Consider the following 16,502-nt stretch of genomic DNA (forward strand, 5'->3'; position numbering starts at 1 on the left):
TTTATGAAAAATAATTTTCTTTCATTTATGGGTATTCAAGGTGAAGATATGGAAAAAATAGATAAGACAGAATTTAATAAAGAAAAGGAATACATTTGGAAAAGGCTGTCCGAGCTAACTCAAGAGTTAAATGGGAAGGCGAATTCTGAAGACTTGAAAAATTTAGCGATGAGTGTTCCTGAAAGCTTAAAGGACGCGACACAATCATCTAGAAAAACTTCTGAGTATAGAAACAAAGCCCAAAAGGCAAAGGATGATGCGGAACAGGCTAAGAGCATTATTGATAATTTAAAATCAGATTCAGAATCCGCATATGAACGTATCAGTGAGATTGATGGTTCTTCAGATCGTATCTATGCAAGACTTCAATCATTACAAGCTAATGCTGATACTAAGTATGAAGATTTGATTACAGCTTATGACGAATCAACAGAGACTATTGGAAAAATAAAGGTAATAAGTCAAGAGCATGATGCACTTGTTGAAACTGTTAATTCGATTCATGACTATAAAGAAGAGTGCGATTCAAATCATGGCAAAATAAAAACATTATTATCACAAGCCGCCGCGTTGAAAAGAGAGATTGATAATGTTCATGATGAAATATTTGGATATGAAAGTGCGGATGAAAGTAGTGAAACAACGACAAGAGTTGAGGGCCTCCGCGATAAATTAAATAAATCATATAAAGAGTTACGTTCCGAGCTATCTAAATTATCCGTAGATATTGAAGAACATAAATCTAAAACAAATGATATTTTAAATAAATTAAAATCTGATGCAGAGTTAAAGTACGAAGAGTACGTCTCTTACTGCAATGATTCCTACAATGACACTTTACATAAAATCAACAAGTTATTGCCTCAAGCGATGACTGCCGGGCTTGCGTCAGCATATAACGATAAAATAGAAACAGAAATTGTAGAACAGAAAAAACATGAGGCATCATTTAATAGGTCAATATTATATCTTTTCTTAATATCTCTTCTTCCGTTTGCCGTAAATGCGTATAGATTATTTGGCAGTGGTGATGATCTAATTGTTATAATTAAAGATACCCCGTATTTGCTAAGCGCAATGTTACCATTATATATCCCAGTGTTGTGGCTGGCATATACTACCAACAAAAGTTACAAATTATCTAAGAGACTTATTGAAGAGTATACGCATAAGGGTGTGGTAAGTAAGACATTTGAAGGATTATCTCACCAGATTGATGAGCTAAAAGATCAGGAAATATCTGAGGAACTCAGGATTAAGCTGCTCTTTAATATTGTATCTGTAAATACAGAAAATCCAGGTAAATTGATTTCAAATTATGATAAGTCGGACCATCCACTTATGGATGCACTTGATAAAAGTGCACAGCTTGCCGATGCTGTGACGAAACTGTCTAAAATACCAGGGTTCTCTGCCATCGCTAAAAAACTAGATGACCAAGCAAATCAGATTGTTGCAGATAAATCAGATAAAATAAATGCAGTTCTTAACTCTGATGTAGATGTTGTTGAAAAAGAAGATGCTAAGAATACAGCATCTAAAGATTCACGCCCTGAGCAGGCAGCATAAATGTTCAGATCTAGTTATCACCTGACACCGGCTTCAAACCGGTGTCTTTTTTTACGCTACTTTATCTCGTATGTTGGGCTTCGCAGGCTCAGCCACAACCTACGCAACTTGTAGGTTGGTGCTGAGCCTGCGAAGCCCAACGTTTACCGAGAAATCTCTTTTTTCCGGCCCCTTCTCCTTTTTTATAAACAAGCGGGAGAAGGGAGCAACACCGTCACCGCCGTCCGATTACGCTTCGCTAATCGAACCTGCATGGCTGACTATTTTGCCGTCAACCGAGTCGACATGGCTGGTGATCATCCCTCGATGCTGCTTTATCCCCTCTCCCTTTGGGAGAGGGCTGGGTGAGGGGAGTTATCAGGGATTAGATGGTCAACTCCAGCCGGTTGCCTTCCGGGTCGAGGAAGGTGCTCTCGTAATAGCCGTCACCGGTCCAGCGGGGGCCGTCCAGGTGTTTGACCTCGGCGCCCTTGAGCAGCTTGAGGCGGGCGGTCATCTTGTCCACCGCCTCCACACTGCCGAGGGAGAAGGCGAGGTGAGCCAGCCCCTGCAGCGGGTGCGGCAGGCGCAGATCCGCCGGAAACAGGATGGGGGTGTGCATCAGCTCCAGGCTGGCGCCGTCTTCGAAACGGACAAAGTAGGAGGAAAACTGCTTGCTCGGGTTGTGGTAGCGCTCATTCGCCTGACCGCCAAATAGCTTGCAATAGAAGGTTTTGAGGGCCTCCAGATCCTGTGCCCAGATGGCGACGTGATGAATGTGCATGATGTGTCACTCCTTGGGTTGATGGCTCCATGCTATGCTCGCGCCATCCTTGCCGACATGGCTGATGCCGTCCTGATGATGTCTGAAACTGCCAACACCGAGCTTATCGATGTCTCCCCCGACTGCCGCGAGCAGAGCTGCTGTGACAGCCTGCTGCCGGCCCTCGCGCAGGAGCAGGTGTGGCTGGCAGGCTATTCCCGCCTCAAGACCCGCTACCGCATCGCGCGCCGCTTTGCCGATATGCACTGCTTTTTGCTGACCTTGGGGGGCGAGGGGGAGGTACTGGTGGGCGATCGCCTCGAGCGACTTCCGGTCGGCGAGTGGGTCCTGATCCCGGCGGGCCAACCACTTTGCTATCACTTGGGTGAGGCGGGCGAGTGGGATCTGGTGTGGCTGTTGCTGCACAAGGACTCCCCTTGGGATGCCTTTGCCAGCCGCCCCCGGCTCGGCTGTACTTCCCAGCAGGCGACTTTGCTGCGCACCGTCGAGAACCTCTATGCGGAGCAGGAACGCCATCAGGATCCGCTGCTCTGTGCCCTCTTGGTGGAGCAACTCGGCTTTTACTTGCGCCGCCTGCTGCAAAAAGGGGAGGGGCAGAGCCGCGGCGAGCGGCTGGCGCTGCGCCTCGAGCTGATGCTCAAGGATGCGCTGGCCGAGTGCTGGGATGTAGCGCGCATGGCCGGCACTCTGCATCTCTCCGAGCGCCAGCTTTACCGCCTATGCCAGCAGCACTTCGCGCTGGCCCCCATGGGGCTGTTGCAACGGTTACGGTTGCAGCGGGCCGCCCTGTTGCTGGCCAGCAGCGCCGATCCCATGAAGCGGCTGGCCCAGCAGTGCGGCTTCAAGAACGAGTACCACTTCTCCACCGCCTTCAAGCGCCAGTTTGGCCTGGCCCCCAGCCACTATCGCAACCGGCATCATCCCGCCTTCAAAAAAGGATAAGAGTGAAACCCTTCGCCACACTTATGATGACGCTTGGCCAGAGGGATCTGCTTGTGGTGGCCGATCTGCCGGGTGAGCCAGAAAGCGGAGAGATCCCGGATCCTGTGCCAAGATAATTCGATGGGTTGAATAGACTTGTTCCCCGTAGGGTCATGGGGCAGAAATTAGGATGATAACTATGGTGCAGGAGAGCACGACGATCCGGATATCGGATGTCAGCGAGGCGGTGGTTCACGGCATCCTCGAAGTGATCAGCGACGGGATCTGGGACTGGAACGCCAATAGCGGGTTCGTCTATCGCAACCCCGGCTGGTACCGGATGCTGGGCTACGAGCCCCATTCGCTGGGCAACAACGTCTTCACCTGGGAGACGGTGATCCACCCCGATGACATGGAGCGGGTGATGGCCCACTTCGATGCCTGCCTGAACAGCACCTCTCCCGAATACAGGGTCGAGTACCGCTGCCGTTGCCAGGATGGATCCTTCGTCTGGATCGAGGACTACGGCCGGATCATCGCTCGCAACGAGGATGGTTCCGTGGCCAGGATGATAGGCGCTCATCGCGATATCAATACCCAGAAGCTGCTGCTGGATCAGCTGGAGCGGCGCAACCAGTCGCTGGAACAGCTGGTGGCCGAGCGCACCGCCGAGCTGGAGCAGCTCAACGCGGCCTTGCTGCAGAAGGTGGATGAGAATCGCCAGCTGGCCGAGACCGACTCCCTGACCGGCGCCGCCAGCCGCTACCGGCTGGAGCGGGTGTTGCAACTGGAGTGCGAGCGGGCCCGCCGTTTCCATCAGGTGTTTACCGTGATCGCCATGGATGTGGATGACTTCAAGCGGATCAACGACAGCCATGGCCACGCCGCCGGGGATCAGACCCTGATCAACATAGTGGCGCTGGTGCGCAACCATATCCGCGAGATCGATCTGCTGGCCCGCTGGGGGGGTGATGAGTTTATGGTGGTGCTGCCCAACACGGGCCTGGAGGATGCCAGGAAGGTGGCGAACAAGCTGCAGGCCTTGATGGCGGTAGCCTCCATCTGTCCTCATATGTCCATCTCCATCAGCTTCGGACTGGCGGAGTACCAGCAGGGCGAGCCGCCGGAAAGCCTGATGGTGCGGGCCGATCGCTCCCTCTATCAAGCCAAGCAGCGGGGCAAGAACCGGGTCTGTTGAAGGGGTTAATTGCATATGACAAAGGGCCGGATGGCGATGCCTCCGGCCCTTTGTCATGGTGTGTGGTTCGACCTGGTGTAGGTTGCGCAGCTCTCCTGGATAACCGTCATGGATATCTTGTTGACTCTCTATGAGGAGAGAGCTTGTCGTATGGATGGTTGATAATAATGAGTCGCTGTTACTCATATATTTTAAGCGATAGCGAGTATTGTCATGATGATAAATTAATAAGTGTTGGTGTTAAGGCTCAATAATATATTCTTTCACTGCGAATTATATATTAAACGGACTCTTTGCTTGAACTGACTTGCTATTTTATGGCCTGTTTTCGCGGCAGCAGGTTACTCATCGTTTGTTGGCCGATTGTTTATCAATCGTGGCGTAAGTAGATTCTTTTTACCCTGATTAACCCTGGAGTGCCAGCTGGACCGCTTGTGGTGCGATGAAGTTTATGCCTGCATTTAAATCTTATAACCAGCATAAAGTGTTGCTAATTTTTGTTATAACGGCCTTTTTGACCGGGTGTGTGCATCCCGCTCAAGGAGGGAACTGAAGGTTCGATGATCGGGACAGTATGCCTGAATTCAGGCTGTACCCGTTGTATAGGGCTATATCCTGATAAGTGCGGTTATCCCCGAACTACGGGGCATATTATTGTAAAGACGATATATCTTTGATGTCTGACAGTTGACTCAATATTGGTTATTGGGAGAGTAATCACAATCCCTTATTATATTTTCAGGCTATCGTTGCCCCCGCCAAAATGGCTATTTTCAGCAACAGCAATCAGATGTGGCCAGGCCTGATCCGTGCCGCAACAGGGGGAGAAATGTCGACAATATTGATTCTGGTGGTGGTGGGGCTGGTGGCCTACGCCATGCTCAAGCGGTTCAATCCACAGGCGACCTTGCTGACGGCGGGTCTGGTGCTGCTGGCTTATGCCCAATGGATGGGGATCACTCCCATTCTGCCTGCCGAAGAGAGTCAGGGCTTCTGGTTCTTCGATCTGTGGGAGAAGTTCGCCATGGTGACCAATTCCCGTCTTGCCTCTACCGGTTTGACTCTGGTGGCGATTGCTGGGGTGGCGACCTACCTCAACCAGATCGGCGCCTCGGCGGCCCTGGTCAAGGCCACTTCCCGCCCAATCATGGCGCTGGAGAACCCCTATGTCCTGCTGGGGATCATCCTGCTGCTGGTTTCCATCCTCTATGTCTTTATCACAGGGGCGACCTCGCTCTCCCTGCTGTTGATGGGCACCCTCTATCCCTTGTTGCGTAATGCCGGGATCAGTGCCAAGACGGCGGTGGCCACTATCGTGATCCCCACCGCCTGGGAGTTTGGCCCCGGTCAGATCAATGCGGTGATCGGAGCCAAGGCGATCAATATCGAGGTGATGCCGTTTGTGGTGAATCATCAGCTGCTGTTCCAGATCGCCCTGCTGGTATGTATTCCCTTCGTCAACATCGCATGGCAGCGATATTGCGACCGCAAAGAGGGTTATGACACCGCCGCCGAGCGAGGCAAGTATTTGCACGAGTTGGAGGAGAAACACCATGACACCCCGGGTTATTACGCCCTGCTGCCGGTGATCCCCTTTGTCTTTCTGTTCGGCTTCTCCGAGCTGTTTGTCAGCGCCATCAAGATGACCATTCCGGTGGCCATGATGTCGACCATGACCCTCTGCATCATTATCGAGGCGCTGCGCTACCGTTCCATCAACAAGGCGTTTGCCAACTTTGAAGCCTGGCTGACCGGTACCGGCATGATCTTCGGCAGCGTGCTGACCCTGATGCTGGCAGCCGAGTTTTTCTCAGCCGGTCTCACCAATATTGGCGCCATCACCCAGCTGATTGATTTGGCCAAGTCGTTCGATCTCAACCCTATCGGGTTGTCGCTGGTCTTCTCGCTCTTCATCCTGCTGACCGCCTTTATCACAGGCTCCGGCAATGCGCCCGTGATGGCCTTTATTCCCATAGTGCCGCTGGTGTCGGGCCAGTTCGACATCAACCCCTTGCTGCTGCTGGTTCCCATCCTGTTTGCCGCAGGGATTGGCCGCACCATCTCTCCGGTGGCCGGGGTGATCATCACGGTAGCCGGCATTGCCAATCTGAGCCCGGTGGATGTGGTGAAACGTACCTTCGTGCCCATGATGGCGAGCATGGCGGTGGTGATGGTGCTGACCGCGATTCGTTATATCTGATCGGTACAACAAGGAGGCAGCGCTTGTCATTGGCAGGCGCTTTTTTATGCACCAAATCTGCTTGGTTAGTGGGGGAGGGATTGCCTTTTTCGCCGGATGCGGGCAAAAGAAAAGAGCGGGGCTCTTGCAAGCGCCGCTCAATGCCAGGAAAGAGAAAAAACCTTGCGGTTTAAAATCAAAAAAATTTGGAAGCAAACAATCGATTTCTCAACCAGGAAGGTCTTGAATTCGATACGTTTTGATTATGCGCCTTGTTATATGCAGCACTAGTAAAATGTTTACGAGTTGAAAGATATGCGCTGCCAAGTATCAATTTTTGATACTTGCTTCCGTAACTGGTCTGGCCTTCGCCCTTCGCAGAGGCATTTTTTCTCGATGACAATTTTTCGGTGTCAATATTTGAGCCTTATGCCTTAATGTGGCTCATAAGCTGACTCGGCATAACCATGCAAGCAAGCTGCAACAACAAGGAAGAGTGGCATGACCTACAGCCAGACCCTGGCCAACCAGATCCTCGATACCCTGAAAAAGAGCCTGACCGATAAAGGGATCCGCTATCAGACCCTGGCAGAGGCCATGGGGGTTTCCATCGCCACCGTCAAACGGATGATGAACAAGCCCTCCCTGCCATTCGACACACTGCTGGAGATCTGCCATCTGGTGGGATTGTCATTCGAAGAGCTGCTGGATCGCACTCAGGATGCCCAGAGTCGGCGCGCCGTCTTCACCCAGGAGCAGGACGAGGCGTTTCACAATGAGCCCGGCCTCTACGCTTTTCTCGCCAATATCTTCTGGCGTGACAAGACCCTGATCGATCTCAAGCGGGAGTATGGCCTGACCGATGCCTCCTGCTACCTCTACCTGCGCAAGCTGGAGAAGCTCGGCATCCTGCAGCTTGGCATCGACAACAGTTACCACTTCCTCATCAGCGAGCGGATCAGCTTCGAGCAGCACAGCCGCTTCGCCCGCCAGCAGGCGCGCCAGGCGATGTCGGTGCTGGGGGACTATCTGGTGGATAACATGCACAGACCCAACAACTACATGGCGCTGTGCCAGCTCCATCTGGACGAGAGCGAGGCAATGACGCTGATCGAGCGGATGAAGGAGTACTGGCATCAGGAGCTCAAGCTCAACCGCCCCGCCATCGGCCAGCGGGAGGGCAGCAAGACCTACACCATGTCGCTGCAGCTGGCCGACTGCGGCTACCAGAGCTTCGACGATCTGATCCCCAATATCGACAACTGATCCCGGCGGATCCCGCGGGATCCGCTCCCCCTCCTTTCCGCAAAAGCATGGCCCGCCAGGACACGCCGGATCACCCCTGATCCACGAGCCGGGTTTGCTGCAGCTTGCCTGCGAGGGGCTGCAATACTCGCGTATCGAGACAGATGCGGATCGCATCCGGTCGCCAGTGTTCGATATCGCAGTCCACCAGCGCTCCCCGCTCGTCGTAGTTGACCCGCACCAGCCGCAGCACGGCGCTCCCCTCCGCCAGATTGAGGGCGCGGGCAATGGCGCCGCGCGCCGCCGAGGGGGTGATCTCGAGACTCGCCCCGCCCTGGCCTATGCCATAGCGTTCCCGATAGAGCTCGGTGAGGGAGCTGGCCAGCGGCGCGCTGGCGATGTCGGGAAAGCGGCTGGCCAGCAGATGGTGGCTGACGTGCAGCACGGGGCGGCCGTCGATGAGACGCAGGCGGCGGATTTCATAGAGCGGGGTGAAAGGCTCCAGCCCCATCCAGCGGCAGAGCTCGCTGCTGGCCAGCTCGCCACCGTGGGCCAGCACCCGGGTCTCGGCGGTGCGCTGCTGCTCGCCGATCCACTGGTGAAAGTGGGTATGGATGGCGGGGTCGTAGGTGAGCCTGGGGGGCGCCACGAACCAGCCGCGCCGCTCGGCCCGGTAGATGAGGCCGTCCGCCTCGAGGCTGGAAAGCGCCTCCTTGATGGTGATGCGGGTGGTAGCGAATCGCTCGCTCAGGGCCCGCTCGGCGGGCAGCTGCTGTCCCGCACCCAGCTGGCCGCTGCCGATATAGCGGCGCAGGGTCTGGCAAATCTGTTCACACTTGGAGGCGCGGCCATCGGCCACTGCCCGCTCGCTCAATCTCGGTTCGATCACGCTCATCTTCCTGTCTATCATCCTGGCTGCCGTGGCTGGTTCACCCCTCGCTGGAGTAGTCCAGCCTCACTCGGATTGAGAGTTGTAACCGTGCAGGATGACAGCGCCATGACAGGGCGATTGTCATCAAACTGCCATCAAAGCGCCCCGCCACCGTCATATTTCCCCTCTAGCATCCCTCTCGAACCTTAACTGACCTAGTCCAGAGGGATGGAATGATGAAAAGCGTGATCGCAAGTGCACTGGCCATGGTGGCCATCAGTCAGCCACTGTTTGCCGCCGAGAACATCGCGGATCTCGAAAAGGCCGCCCGCGGTGAAGGCCAGCTCAGCAGCGTCGGCATGCCGGACAGCTGGGCCAACTGGAAGGATACCTGGCAGCAGCTCGGCAGCATCTACGGCATCAAGCATCAGGACACCGACATGAGCTCGGCCCAGGAGATCGCCAAGTTTGCCGCCGAGAAGGGCAACGCCACCGCCGACATCGGCGACGTGGGCGGCGCCTTCGGCCCGGTCGCGGTCAAGCAGGGAGTCACCCAGCCCTACAAGCCCTCCACCTGGGCCGACATTCCGAACTGGGCCAAGGATGCGGATGGTCACTGGATGCTGGCCTATACCGGCACCATCGCCTTCCTGATCAACAAGGATCTGGTCAAGGCTGCCCCCACCAGCTGGCAATCCCTGCTGGGCGGCAACTACAAGGTGACCCTGGGTGACGTGGGTGTCGCCTCCCAGGCCAACAACGGCGTGCTGGCGGCGGCCTATGCCACCGGCGGCAGCGAGAAGAACCTCAAGCCTGCGCTGGAGCTGTTCGGCAAGCTGGCCCAGCAGGGCCGTCTGTCGCTGAACGACCCCACCATCGCCAACATCGAGAAGGGCGAAGTGGAAGTGGGGGTGCTGTGGGACTTCAACGCCCTCAACTACCGCGACCAGATCGACCCCAAGAAATTTGATGTGGTGATCCCGAGCGACGGTTCCGTCATCGCCGGCTACACCACCATCATCAACAAGTGGGCCAAGAACCCCAACGCCGCCAAGCTGGCGCGGGAATACATCCTCTCCGACGCCGGCCAGATCAACCTGGCGCGCGGCTACGCCCGTCCCATCCGCAGCAACGTGACTCTGCCGGATGACGTCAAGGCCAAGCTGCTGCCGGCCGAGCAGTACGCCAATGCCAAACCGGTCCAGGATCACGCCGCCTGGGAGCAGAGCTCCAAGGCACTGCCGCGCCAGTGGCAGGAAACCGTCATGATCAACATGCAGTAAGGAGCGGCCAGTGCAACACAAGGTGATAGTGGTACTTGTGGATGGCCTCTCTGCCGAGGTAGCCCATTGCATGGGCTACCTCGCGGGCATGGTGGAGGCGGGACAGGGGTTGCAGGCCACCCTGAGCTGCGCCCTGCCCTCCCTCTCCCGGCCCCTCTACGAGTGCATCCTGACCGGAACGACGCCGGTGGAGAGCGGCATCACCCACAACGGGGTGAGCCGTCTCAGTCGGCAGGAGTCCATCTTCCATCTGGCCCGCGCGGGCGGCAGACGCACCGCGGCGGCGGCCTACCACTGGATAAGCGAGCTCTACAACCAGAGCCCCTGGCAAGCGGCCCGCGATCGCTTCACCCATGACGAGCGACTGCCCATCCAGCACGGCTGTTTCTACTGGGAGGACGGCTACCCCGACAGCCACCTGCTGATGGATGGCGAGTGGCTGCGCAGCCAGTACGACCCCGACTTTCTCTTGATCCATCCGATGGGGGTGGACGATGCGGGCCACAGGTTCGGCCTCGACTCCCGTCAGTACCGCAATCAGGCGCGCCGGATGGACAGCCTCTTGGCCGACCTGCTGCCCCAGTGGCTGGCGGAGGGATATCAGGTGGTGATCACCTCGGATCACGGCATGAACAACGACTTGAGCCACGGAGGCACCCTGACCGAAGAGCGCCGGGTACCGCTCTGGCTGTTTGGCGATGCGTTTGTGGCCCAGTGGCCGGCCGGTCCCGCCATGCAGCAGACCCAGCTCTGCGCCCTGATGGCCGACCTGCTGGGAGTTTCCCACGACAAGCCGGGCTGCCCGCCGCTGCTCAAGGCCGGCAACCTGCCGGAGGTACACTGATGATGCCCGCAACTACCGAGATCCTGGCGGATCAACCCGCCATCACCCGGCGCCGGCTGCGTCGCCACTGGTTGCCCGCCCTGGTGCTGCTGCCGTTCGTTCTCCTGATGATCCTGTTCCAGCTCGCCCCCATGGCGTGGGTGCTGGTGGGCAGTTTTCAGACCCCGGATGGCTGGGGCCTCGACTACTACCGGGAGATTTTGAGCTCCCCCTTCTACCTGCAATCGTTCGGCAACTCCTTGCGCATCGCCGGCATCGCCAGCCTGGCGGGGCTTGTCATCGGCACGCTCGGGGCGGCGGCGCTGCGCCACAGCGGTGAGCGGGTAAAACGGCTGCTGCTGGCCTTTGTCACCATGACCGGCAACTTCAGCGGGGTGCCGCTGGCCTTCGCCTTCATCATCATTCTCGGCATCAATGGCGCCGTGACCCTGCTGTTGAAATCCTGGGGCCTCATCGACGGCTTCAACCTCTACTCCGGCAGCGGCCTCATCCTCATCTACACCTACTTCCAGATCCCGCTCGCCCTGCTGCTGCTCTACCCGGCCTTCGACGCCTTGCAGGATGAGTGGCCGCAAGCCGCCGCCCTGCTGGGGGCGAGCAAGAGCCAATATGTCTGGCACGTGGCGCTGCCGGTGCTCACCCCCGCCTTGCTCGGTACCCTGATCATCCTGTTTGCCAACGCGGTGGGGGCCTATGCCTCCGCCTACGCCCTCACCACCGGCAACTTCAACCTGGTGACCATACGGGTGGCCAGCCTGGTCTCCGGCGACATCTTCCTCGAGCCCAATCTGGCGGCTGCGCTGGCGGTGATCCTGATGGTGCTGCTGGGGGTGGTGACGGCCGCCAACCAGTGGCTGCTGAAAAAGAGCTACGTGAACAAGGGGCAATCCCATGCATGATTTGAAACCGGGCTGGCCGCGCTGGGTGCTGGGGGCTCTGGTGGCCACCCTGCTGTTGCCGCTGCTGGCCACCTTCATCTACTCCATCTCTACCCGCTGGGGAGCGACCCTGCTGCCGGACGGCTTCACCCTCGACTGGTATCTCAAACTCTGGGGCGATCCGCGCTTTCTGGCCGCCTTTGGCCGCAGCCTGCTGGTCTGCTTCGCCACCCTACTGCTGGGGACCTTGGTGCTGGTGCCGACCGTGCTGGTGGTGGCCTACTACTTCCCAAAGCTGGACCCCTGGATGAACCTGCTGATCCTGCTCCCCTTCGCGGTGCCGCCGGTGGTGTCGTCGGTGGGGCTGCTGCAGATCTACGCCGACGGCGTCCTGCCCATCATAGGCACGCCGTGGATCCTGATCGGCACCTGGTTCACCGTGGTGCTCCCCTTCATGTACCGGGCGCTGGCCAACAGCCTGCAGGGGGTGCCGCTCAAGGATCTGATGGATGCCGCCCACCTGCTGGGGGCGAGCAGCGGCCGCGCCTTCCTGCTGGTGGTGATCCCCTGCCTGCGCAAGGGGCTGCTGGCGGCGCTGTTTTTGTCGCTATCCTTCCTGCTCGGTGAGTTCGTGTTCGCCAACATGCTGGTGGGCACCCGTTACGAGACCCTGCAGGTATACCTCTACAACATGCGCGCCACCTCGGGCCACTTCACCAGCGCCCTGGTGATGAGCTACTTCCTGCTGACCCTGCTGCTCACCTGGGCGGCGAACAGATTTCATCGGTGAATCAAGATGTTCCATCTAGAAGTGAATCAACTGCATAAATCCTACGGCGACACCAGAGTGTTCGAGGGGATTGAATTTGGCATCCGCAAGGGAGAGCTGGTGACCCTGCTCGGCCCCTCCGGCTGCGGCAAGTCCACCCTGCTGCGGGCGCTGGCCGGGCTTACCCCGGTCGACGGCGGTCAGGTGCGGGTGGCCGGAGAGGACATCACCTGGCAGGAGCCCCAGAAGCGGGGCATCGGCATGGTGTTCCAGAGCTACGCGCTCTTCCCCAATATGACGGTGTGGGACAACGTCGCCTTCGGCCTCAAGATGAAGCCCCAGCCGGGGCGGGATCTGGCGGCCAGCGTGCAGGATGCTTTGGAACTGGTGGAGCTGGCCGGGTTCGAGCTCCGTTATCCGGCCGAGCTCTCCGGTGGCCAACGTCAGCGGGTGGCGCTCGCCCGGGCCCTGGTGGTGCAGCCGCGGATCCTGCTGCTGGACGAGCCGCTCTCGGCGCTGGATGCCCGCATCCGCCGCAGCCTGCGCCAGCAGATCCGCGAGATCCAGCAGCGCCTCGAGCTCACCACCATCTTCGTGACCCATGACCAAGAGGAGGCGCTGACCATGTCGGATCGGGTGTTCCTGATGAACAAGGGATCCATCGTCCAGAGCGGCAGCCCGGAGGAGATCTACACTCGGCCCGCCAGCGAGTTCGTGGCGAGCTTTATCGGCCACTACAACCTGCTGACCCCGGGGCAGGCCAAGTCCCTGTTCGGGCCACGCTTTGGCAGCAAGCTGGCCCTGAGGCCGGAGTCCATCACCCTGCTGCCGAGCGGGGTGCAGAGCCCGGAGCCCCACCTGCCCGGCATCATTCGCCAGCAGCAGCTGCTCGGCAACGTCATCCGCTATCAGGTGGAGTGCGAGGCGGGCTTGCTGACGGTGGATACCCTCAACCGCTCGGCCCGGGATCTGCTGCCGGTGGGCAGCGCCGTGACCCTGGCGGTGGCCCGGGATCAGCTCTGTGAGGTAGCATAAGGCCATGGATCCCATTCTTTTTTCGACCGGAGTGAAGAGGCCGGTCGCCAACGCAAGGAGCAGCCATGGCACTGGCACTGTTTGATCTGGACGAGACCCTGATCGCGGGGGACTCCGCCAGCCTCTGGCTGGAGTACATGGTGGCAGAGGGGCTGGCCCCGGCAGAGATGATCGCCGAGGAGCAGGCCATGATGTCCCTCTACCACCAGGGCAAGATGGACATGCACCAGTACATGGCCTTCACCCTGCGGCCGCTGGCGGGCAAGTCGCGCCAGTGGCTGGCGCAGCAGTGCCATCACTTCGCCGAACAGGTGCTGCGCGAGCGCCTCTATCCCGAGGGGCTGGCGCGCATCGAGTGGCACCGCAAGCGGGGCGATACCCTGGTGCTTATCTCCGCTTCCGGTGAGCATCTGGTGGCCCCCATGGCGCAGATGCTGGGGATGGATCACTGCGTGGCCATCCTGCTGGATGAAGAGGCCGGCATGCTGACCGGCCAGACCCGCGGCACCCTCAGTTTTCGCGAGGGCAAGGTGGCCCGCATCAACCAGCTGTTTGCCGGGGTGGACAACCCATGGCTGGGCAGTTTCGGCTACAGCGACTCCCACAACGATCTGCCCCTGCTGCGGGCGGTAGACCACCCCCATGCGGTCAACCCGGCGCCGGCCCTGCGCCAGCTGGCAGATGAGCTGGGCTGGCCGACGCTGGCGTGGCAGCGGTGACGCAGGCCCCCCGAATGCAACACGAGAGGCCTGCGGGCCTCTCGTTTTTTGCGGACGTTTTGGCTGCCACTGTGGGCTGGTGTGCTTGGCAGCCAGGTGCTGAAAAACCAGTGCGGGGATCAGCCGTCGCCGGTCGGTGAGGGGGCGGAATGGTCGGCTGACGCCAGAGGAAAGCAGACCCGGTTTTTCCCCTCCCGCTTGGCGCGGTAGACCTCGTTGTCGGCCTGCTCGACCAGGGTCCTGGCCGATACGCCGGTGTGGCTGATAGCCACCCCGGCGCTGAGGGTGATGCGCAGCTCGGGCTCTCGCCACTCCAGCAGCTCCACCCCGTGGCGAAAGGCTTCCAGCAGGGAGGCAAACACGTCAGTGTGTTCATCGAGGCGGAAGATAAGCACCAGCTCTTCGCCGCCATAGCGGCAGAACCAGCCCCATTCATGGAACAGGCTCAAGCCCAGCTTGCTGACCCGCCGGAGCACTACATCACCGGTCTGGTGGCCATAGGTGTCGTTGACCCGCTTGAAGTCGTCCAGATCGAACATCACCAGTCCGATTTGCTTGCCGGCATCGAGCTGCTGCTGCAGGCATTCGTCGAAGAAGCGCCGGTTGTAGAGGGTGGTCAGCTTGTCCTGATTGGCCTGGCGGCGGATCTGGGCAAAGTCCTGGCTGGCGGCTGCCATCTCCTCGTAGACGTTGGCGAGCTCCAGCATCCTGCTGTTGCTCTGGGGGCTGATATTGCCGATGCGGCTGGCACGGATAAGCAGGGTGATCTCCCCCAGCATGCGGCGAAAGTAACGTGACCAGAGCAGGGCCAGCAGCAGATAGAGCACGAAGGCGAATCCGATCATCAGCTGTACGTTGATGGAGACGCTGTTGGTGACCTGTTGCATGTGGGCGGTCGGCGCCACGCTGAGCAGGATCCAGTTCAGTCTGGGGATATGGTGGTAGGCCACCATAAGGTCGCTCGTTTCATCGAGGAAGAAGCCCTGCGGGGCCGACATGCGAACCTGCCAGCCGATCTGGGGCAGGGGTTTGAACACCAGGTTGCGGTCCGGGTGCGCCAGCACAACGCCGTCCTGGTTGAGCAGGATCTGGTAGCCCTCTTCCTGATGATCCAACCGATCCCGTTTGTTTAGCCAGTTGGCGAGGGGGGTGAGTTGGGTATCGAGAGAGAGGACGCCGACCCGCTTGCCCGCCGGATCCTGGATGGTTCTGGCCAGCGCCATGGTCAGGGTGCCCATGGTGTAGTCGTAGTAGGGATCAGTCCAGACCAGCTGATCGGGATGGCGGGAGGCCAGCTGGTACCAGGGACGGGTTCTGGGATCGAACTGGTCATCCGCCTGCCAGGACGGGTAGATCAGCATCTGGCGCAGCTCCGTGCCCACATAGATGTAATCCAGCTCCATTACTGCCTGATAGGCACGCCATGACTGCAGGTAGCGTGCGCGGTTGTGGATCTGCGGCTCGCTGAAATCCTGATAATTTACCTGCTGATAAATCAGCGTAAACTGGCGTTCAAGTTCTTCGAGATAGGGTTCGATCAGGGTATGCAGGTACTGGGTGTTGCGGGCCATCAGGTTGTTCTCCTGCTCCTGGCGCAGGGTGCGTTCCATATGCAGGTAGTAGATGCTGCCGAGCAACAGGACGGGAATGAAAAGCAGCAGCAGGCCAAGCCGCATTCGGGCAATCAAAGACCAGGTGCTCCTGGGCTTGGCTGGGGACATGACGCTATCCTTTTCGTCTCGGGTGACTCCAGCATATATGATGGCGCAGCGCACGTCTAAAGGCGGAAAATGAGAAACTTGCAATGCTGACACACCCCCTGATCCCGGTCATCCATGATGGTGCCATCGGAACCCTGATCCTGGCCCTGGCCATCGAATACCTGATCTTTCGCCGGGGTCTGACCATGGTGCGTGTGCGCCGGCTGCTGCTGGTGGACGGGATCGCCGCCCTGGCGTTGTTCAGCCTCTTCGTTACCGGTTGTCTGCTGGTGCTGGCGCAGGCCCGCACCATGGAACAGCTTCTTGCCCACCCCGAATATCTCGCCAAGGCGGCGCTGTTTCTGCTGATCGTCGCCACCCTCGACTACCCCAGCCGCCTCTTCTATCGCTGGCGGCGCTCCCTGCGCAGTGGCAAGGCGCCGATGATCTCCACCCAGCAGCACTTCCGGGTGGTCTGGATCCTCAGAAGCAACCTGTTGCTGGTGGCCCTGCTGGTCCTGTGAATAA

The 16,502-nt window shown here is 58.4% G+C and carries 15 protein-coding genes; 12 read left to right on the top strand and 3 right to left on the bottom strand.

The window, feature by feature from the left end; translation table 11 throughout:
- The first annotated feature begins 3 nt into the window (after positions 1-3).
- On the top strand, positions 4-1,569 hold the full coding sequence (locus ACB034_RS11460) for a hypothetical protein (protein WP_371172872.1): 1,566 nt from the start codon (positions 4-6) through the stop codon (positions 1,567-1,569).
- Between the two features lie 364 nt (positions 1,570-1,933).
- Here the strand turns inward: ACB034_RS11460 and ACB034_RS11465 are convergent, their stop codons facing one another.
- A complete protein-coding gene (locus ACB034_RS11465) occupies positions 1,934-2,332 on the bottom strand; it encodes a VOC family protein (protein WP_371172873.1) in 399 nt (132 codons plus the stop codon).
- A 75-nt stretch (positions 2,333-2,407) separates the two neighbouring features.
- On the opposite strand from ACB034_RS11465, the gene ACB034_RS11470 reads away from it, so the two are divergent.
- From ACB034_RS11470 to ACB034_RS11485, 4 genes are all read left to right on the top strand, one after another.
- Positions 2,408-3,274: an AraC family transcriptional regulator gene (locus ACB034_RS11470; protein WP_371172874.1), complete on the top strand. Its 867-nt coding sequence runs from the start codon at positions 2,408-2,410 to the stop codon at positions 3,272-3,274.
- 178 nt (positions 3,275-3,452) lie between these two features.
- Positions 3,453-4,451 carry a diguanylate cyclase domain-containing protein gene (locus ACB034_RS11475; RefSeq protein WP_371172964.1) on the top strand — a complete coding sequence of 333 codons (999 nt, stop codon included), beginning with the start codon at positions 3,453-3,455 and terminating at the stop codon, positions 4,449-4,451.
- Positions 4,452-5,280: 829 nt separating this feature from the next.
- Entirely contained in the window at positions 5,281-6,651 is a 1,371-nt protein-coding gene (dcuC, locus tag ACB034_RS11480; RefSeq protein WP_026457034.1) for a C4-dicarboxylate transporter DcuC, read from the top strand.
- Positions 6,652-7,131: 480 nt separating this feature from the next.
- On the top strand, positions 7,132-7,896 hold the full coding sequence (locus ACB034_RS11485) for a helix-turn-helix domain-containing protein (RefSeq protein WP_371172875.1): 765 nt from the start codon (positions 7,132-7,134) through the stop codon (positions 7,894-7,896).
- A gap of 70 nt (positions 7,897-7,966) precedes the next feature.
- Here ACB034_RS11485 and ACB034_RS11490 read toward each other — a convergent pair whose 3' ends face one another.
- Positions 7,967-8,770, bottom strand: a complete 804-nt coding sequence (locus ACB034_RS11490; protein WP_139431587.1) for a UTRA domain-containing protein — start codon at positions 8,768-8,770, stop codon at positions 7,967-7,969.
- Positions 8,771-8,982: 212 nt separating this feature from the next.
- Between ACB034_RS11490 and ACB034_RS11495 the strand changes: the two genes are divergently transcribed.
- The 6 genes from ACB034_RS11495 to ACB034_RS11520 all read left to right on the top strand — a co-directional run bounded on the left by ACB034_RS11495 (position 8,983) and on the right by ACB034_RS11520 (position 14,274).
- The gene (locus tag ACB034_RS11495) at positions 8,983-10,029 is read left to right on the top strand and encodes an ABC transporter substrate-binding protein (protein WP_268010887.1); all 1,047 of its coding nucleotides are present in this window, start codon (positions 8,983-8,985) and stop codon (positions 10,027-10,029) included.
- A gap of 10 nt (positions 10,030-10,039) precedes the next feature.
- Positions 10,040-10,873, top strand: coding sequence for an alkaline phosphatase family protein (locus ACB034_RS11500; protein ID WP_268009793.1), 834 nt, complete (start codon positions 10,040-10,042; stop codon positions 10,871-10,873).
- Positions 10,873-11,772 (top strand): ABC transporter permease, encoded by a 900-nt coding sequence (locus ACB034_RS11505; RefSeq protein WP_371172876.1) that lies wholly within the window; start codon positions 10,873-10,875, stop codon positions 11,770-11,772. Before ACB034_RS11500 ends, ACB034_RS11505 begins: the two co-directional genes overlap by 1 nt.
- Positions 11,765-12,541, top strand: coding sequence for an ABC transporter permease (locus ACB034_RS11510; RefSeq protein WP_371172877.1), 777 nt, complete (start codon positions 11,765-11,767; stop codon positions 12,539-12,541). The genes ACB034_RS11505 and ACB034_RS11510 overlap by 8 nt, the downstream gene beginning before the upstream one ends.
- A 6-nt stretch (positions 12,542-12,547) precedes the next feature.
- A complete protein-coding gene (locus tag ACB034_RS11515) occupies positions 12,548-13,555 on the top strand; it encodes an ABC transporter ATP-binding protein (RefSeq protein ID WP_371172878.1) in 1,008 nt (335 codons plus the stop codon).
- Between the two features lie 65 nt (positions 13,556-13,620).
- A complete protein-coding gene (locus ACB034_RS11520; RefSeq protein ID WP_371172879.1) occupies positions 13,621-14,274 on the top strand; it encodes an HAD family hydrolase in 654 nt (217 codons plus the stop codon).
- A gap of 119 nt (positions 14,275-14,393) precedes the next feature.
- Here ACB034_RS11520 and ACB034_RS11525 read toward each other — a convergent pair whose 3' ends face one another.
- Positions 14,394-15,995: a diguanylate cyclase gene (locus ACB034_RS11525; RefSeq protein ID WP_342014043.1), complete on the bottom strand. Its 1,602-nt coding sequence runs from the start codon at positions 15,993-15,995 to the stop codon at positions 14,394-14,396.
- A gap of 83 nt (positions 15,996-16,078) precedes the next feature.
- On the opposite strand from ACB034_RS11525, the gene ACB034_RS11530 reads away from it, so the two are divergent.
- Complete coding sequence (locus tag ACB034_RS11530) at positions 16,079-16,498, top strand: DUF2214 family protein (protein ID WP_026456877.1); 420 nt, start codon at positions 16,079-16,081, stop codon at positions 16,496-16,498.
- Positions 16,499-16,502: the final 4 nt, after the last annotated feature.

This window comes from Aeromonas sp. S18(2024) (genome assembly GCF_041402525.1).
Classification (GTDB): domain Bacteria; phylum Pseudomonadota; class Gammaproteobacteria; order Enterobacterales; family Aeromonadaceae; genus Aeromonas; species Aeromonas enteropelogenes.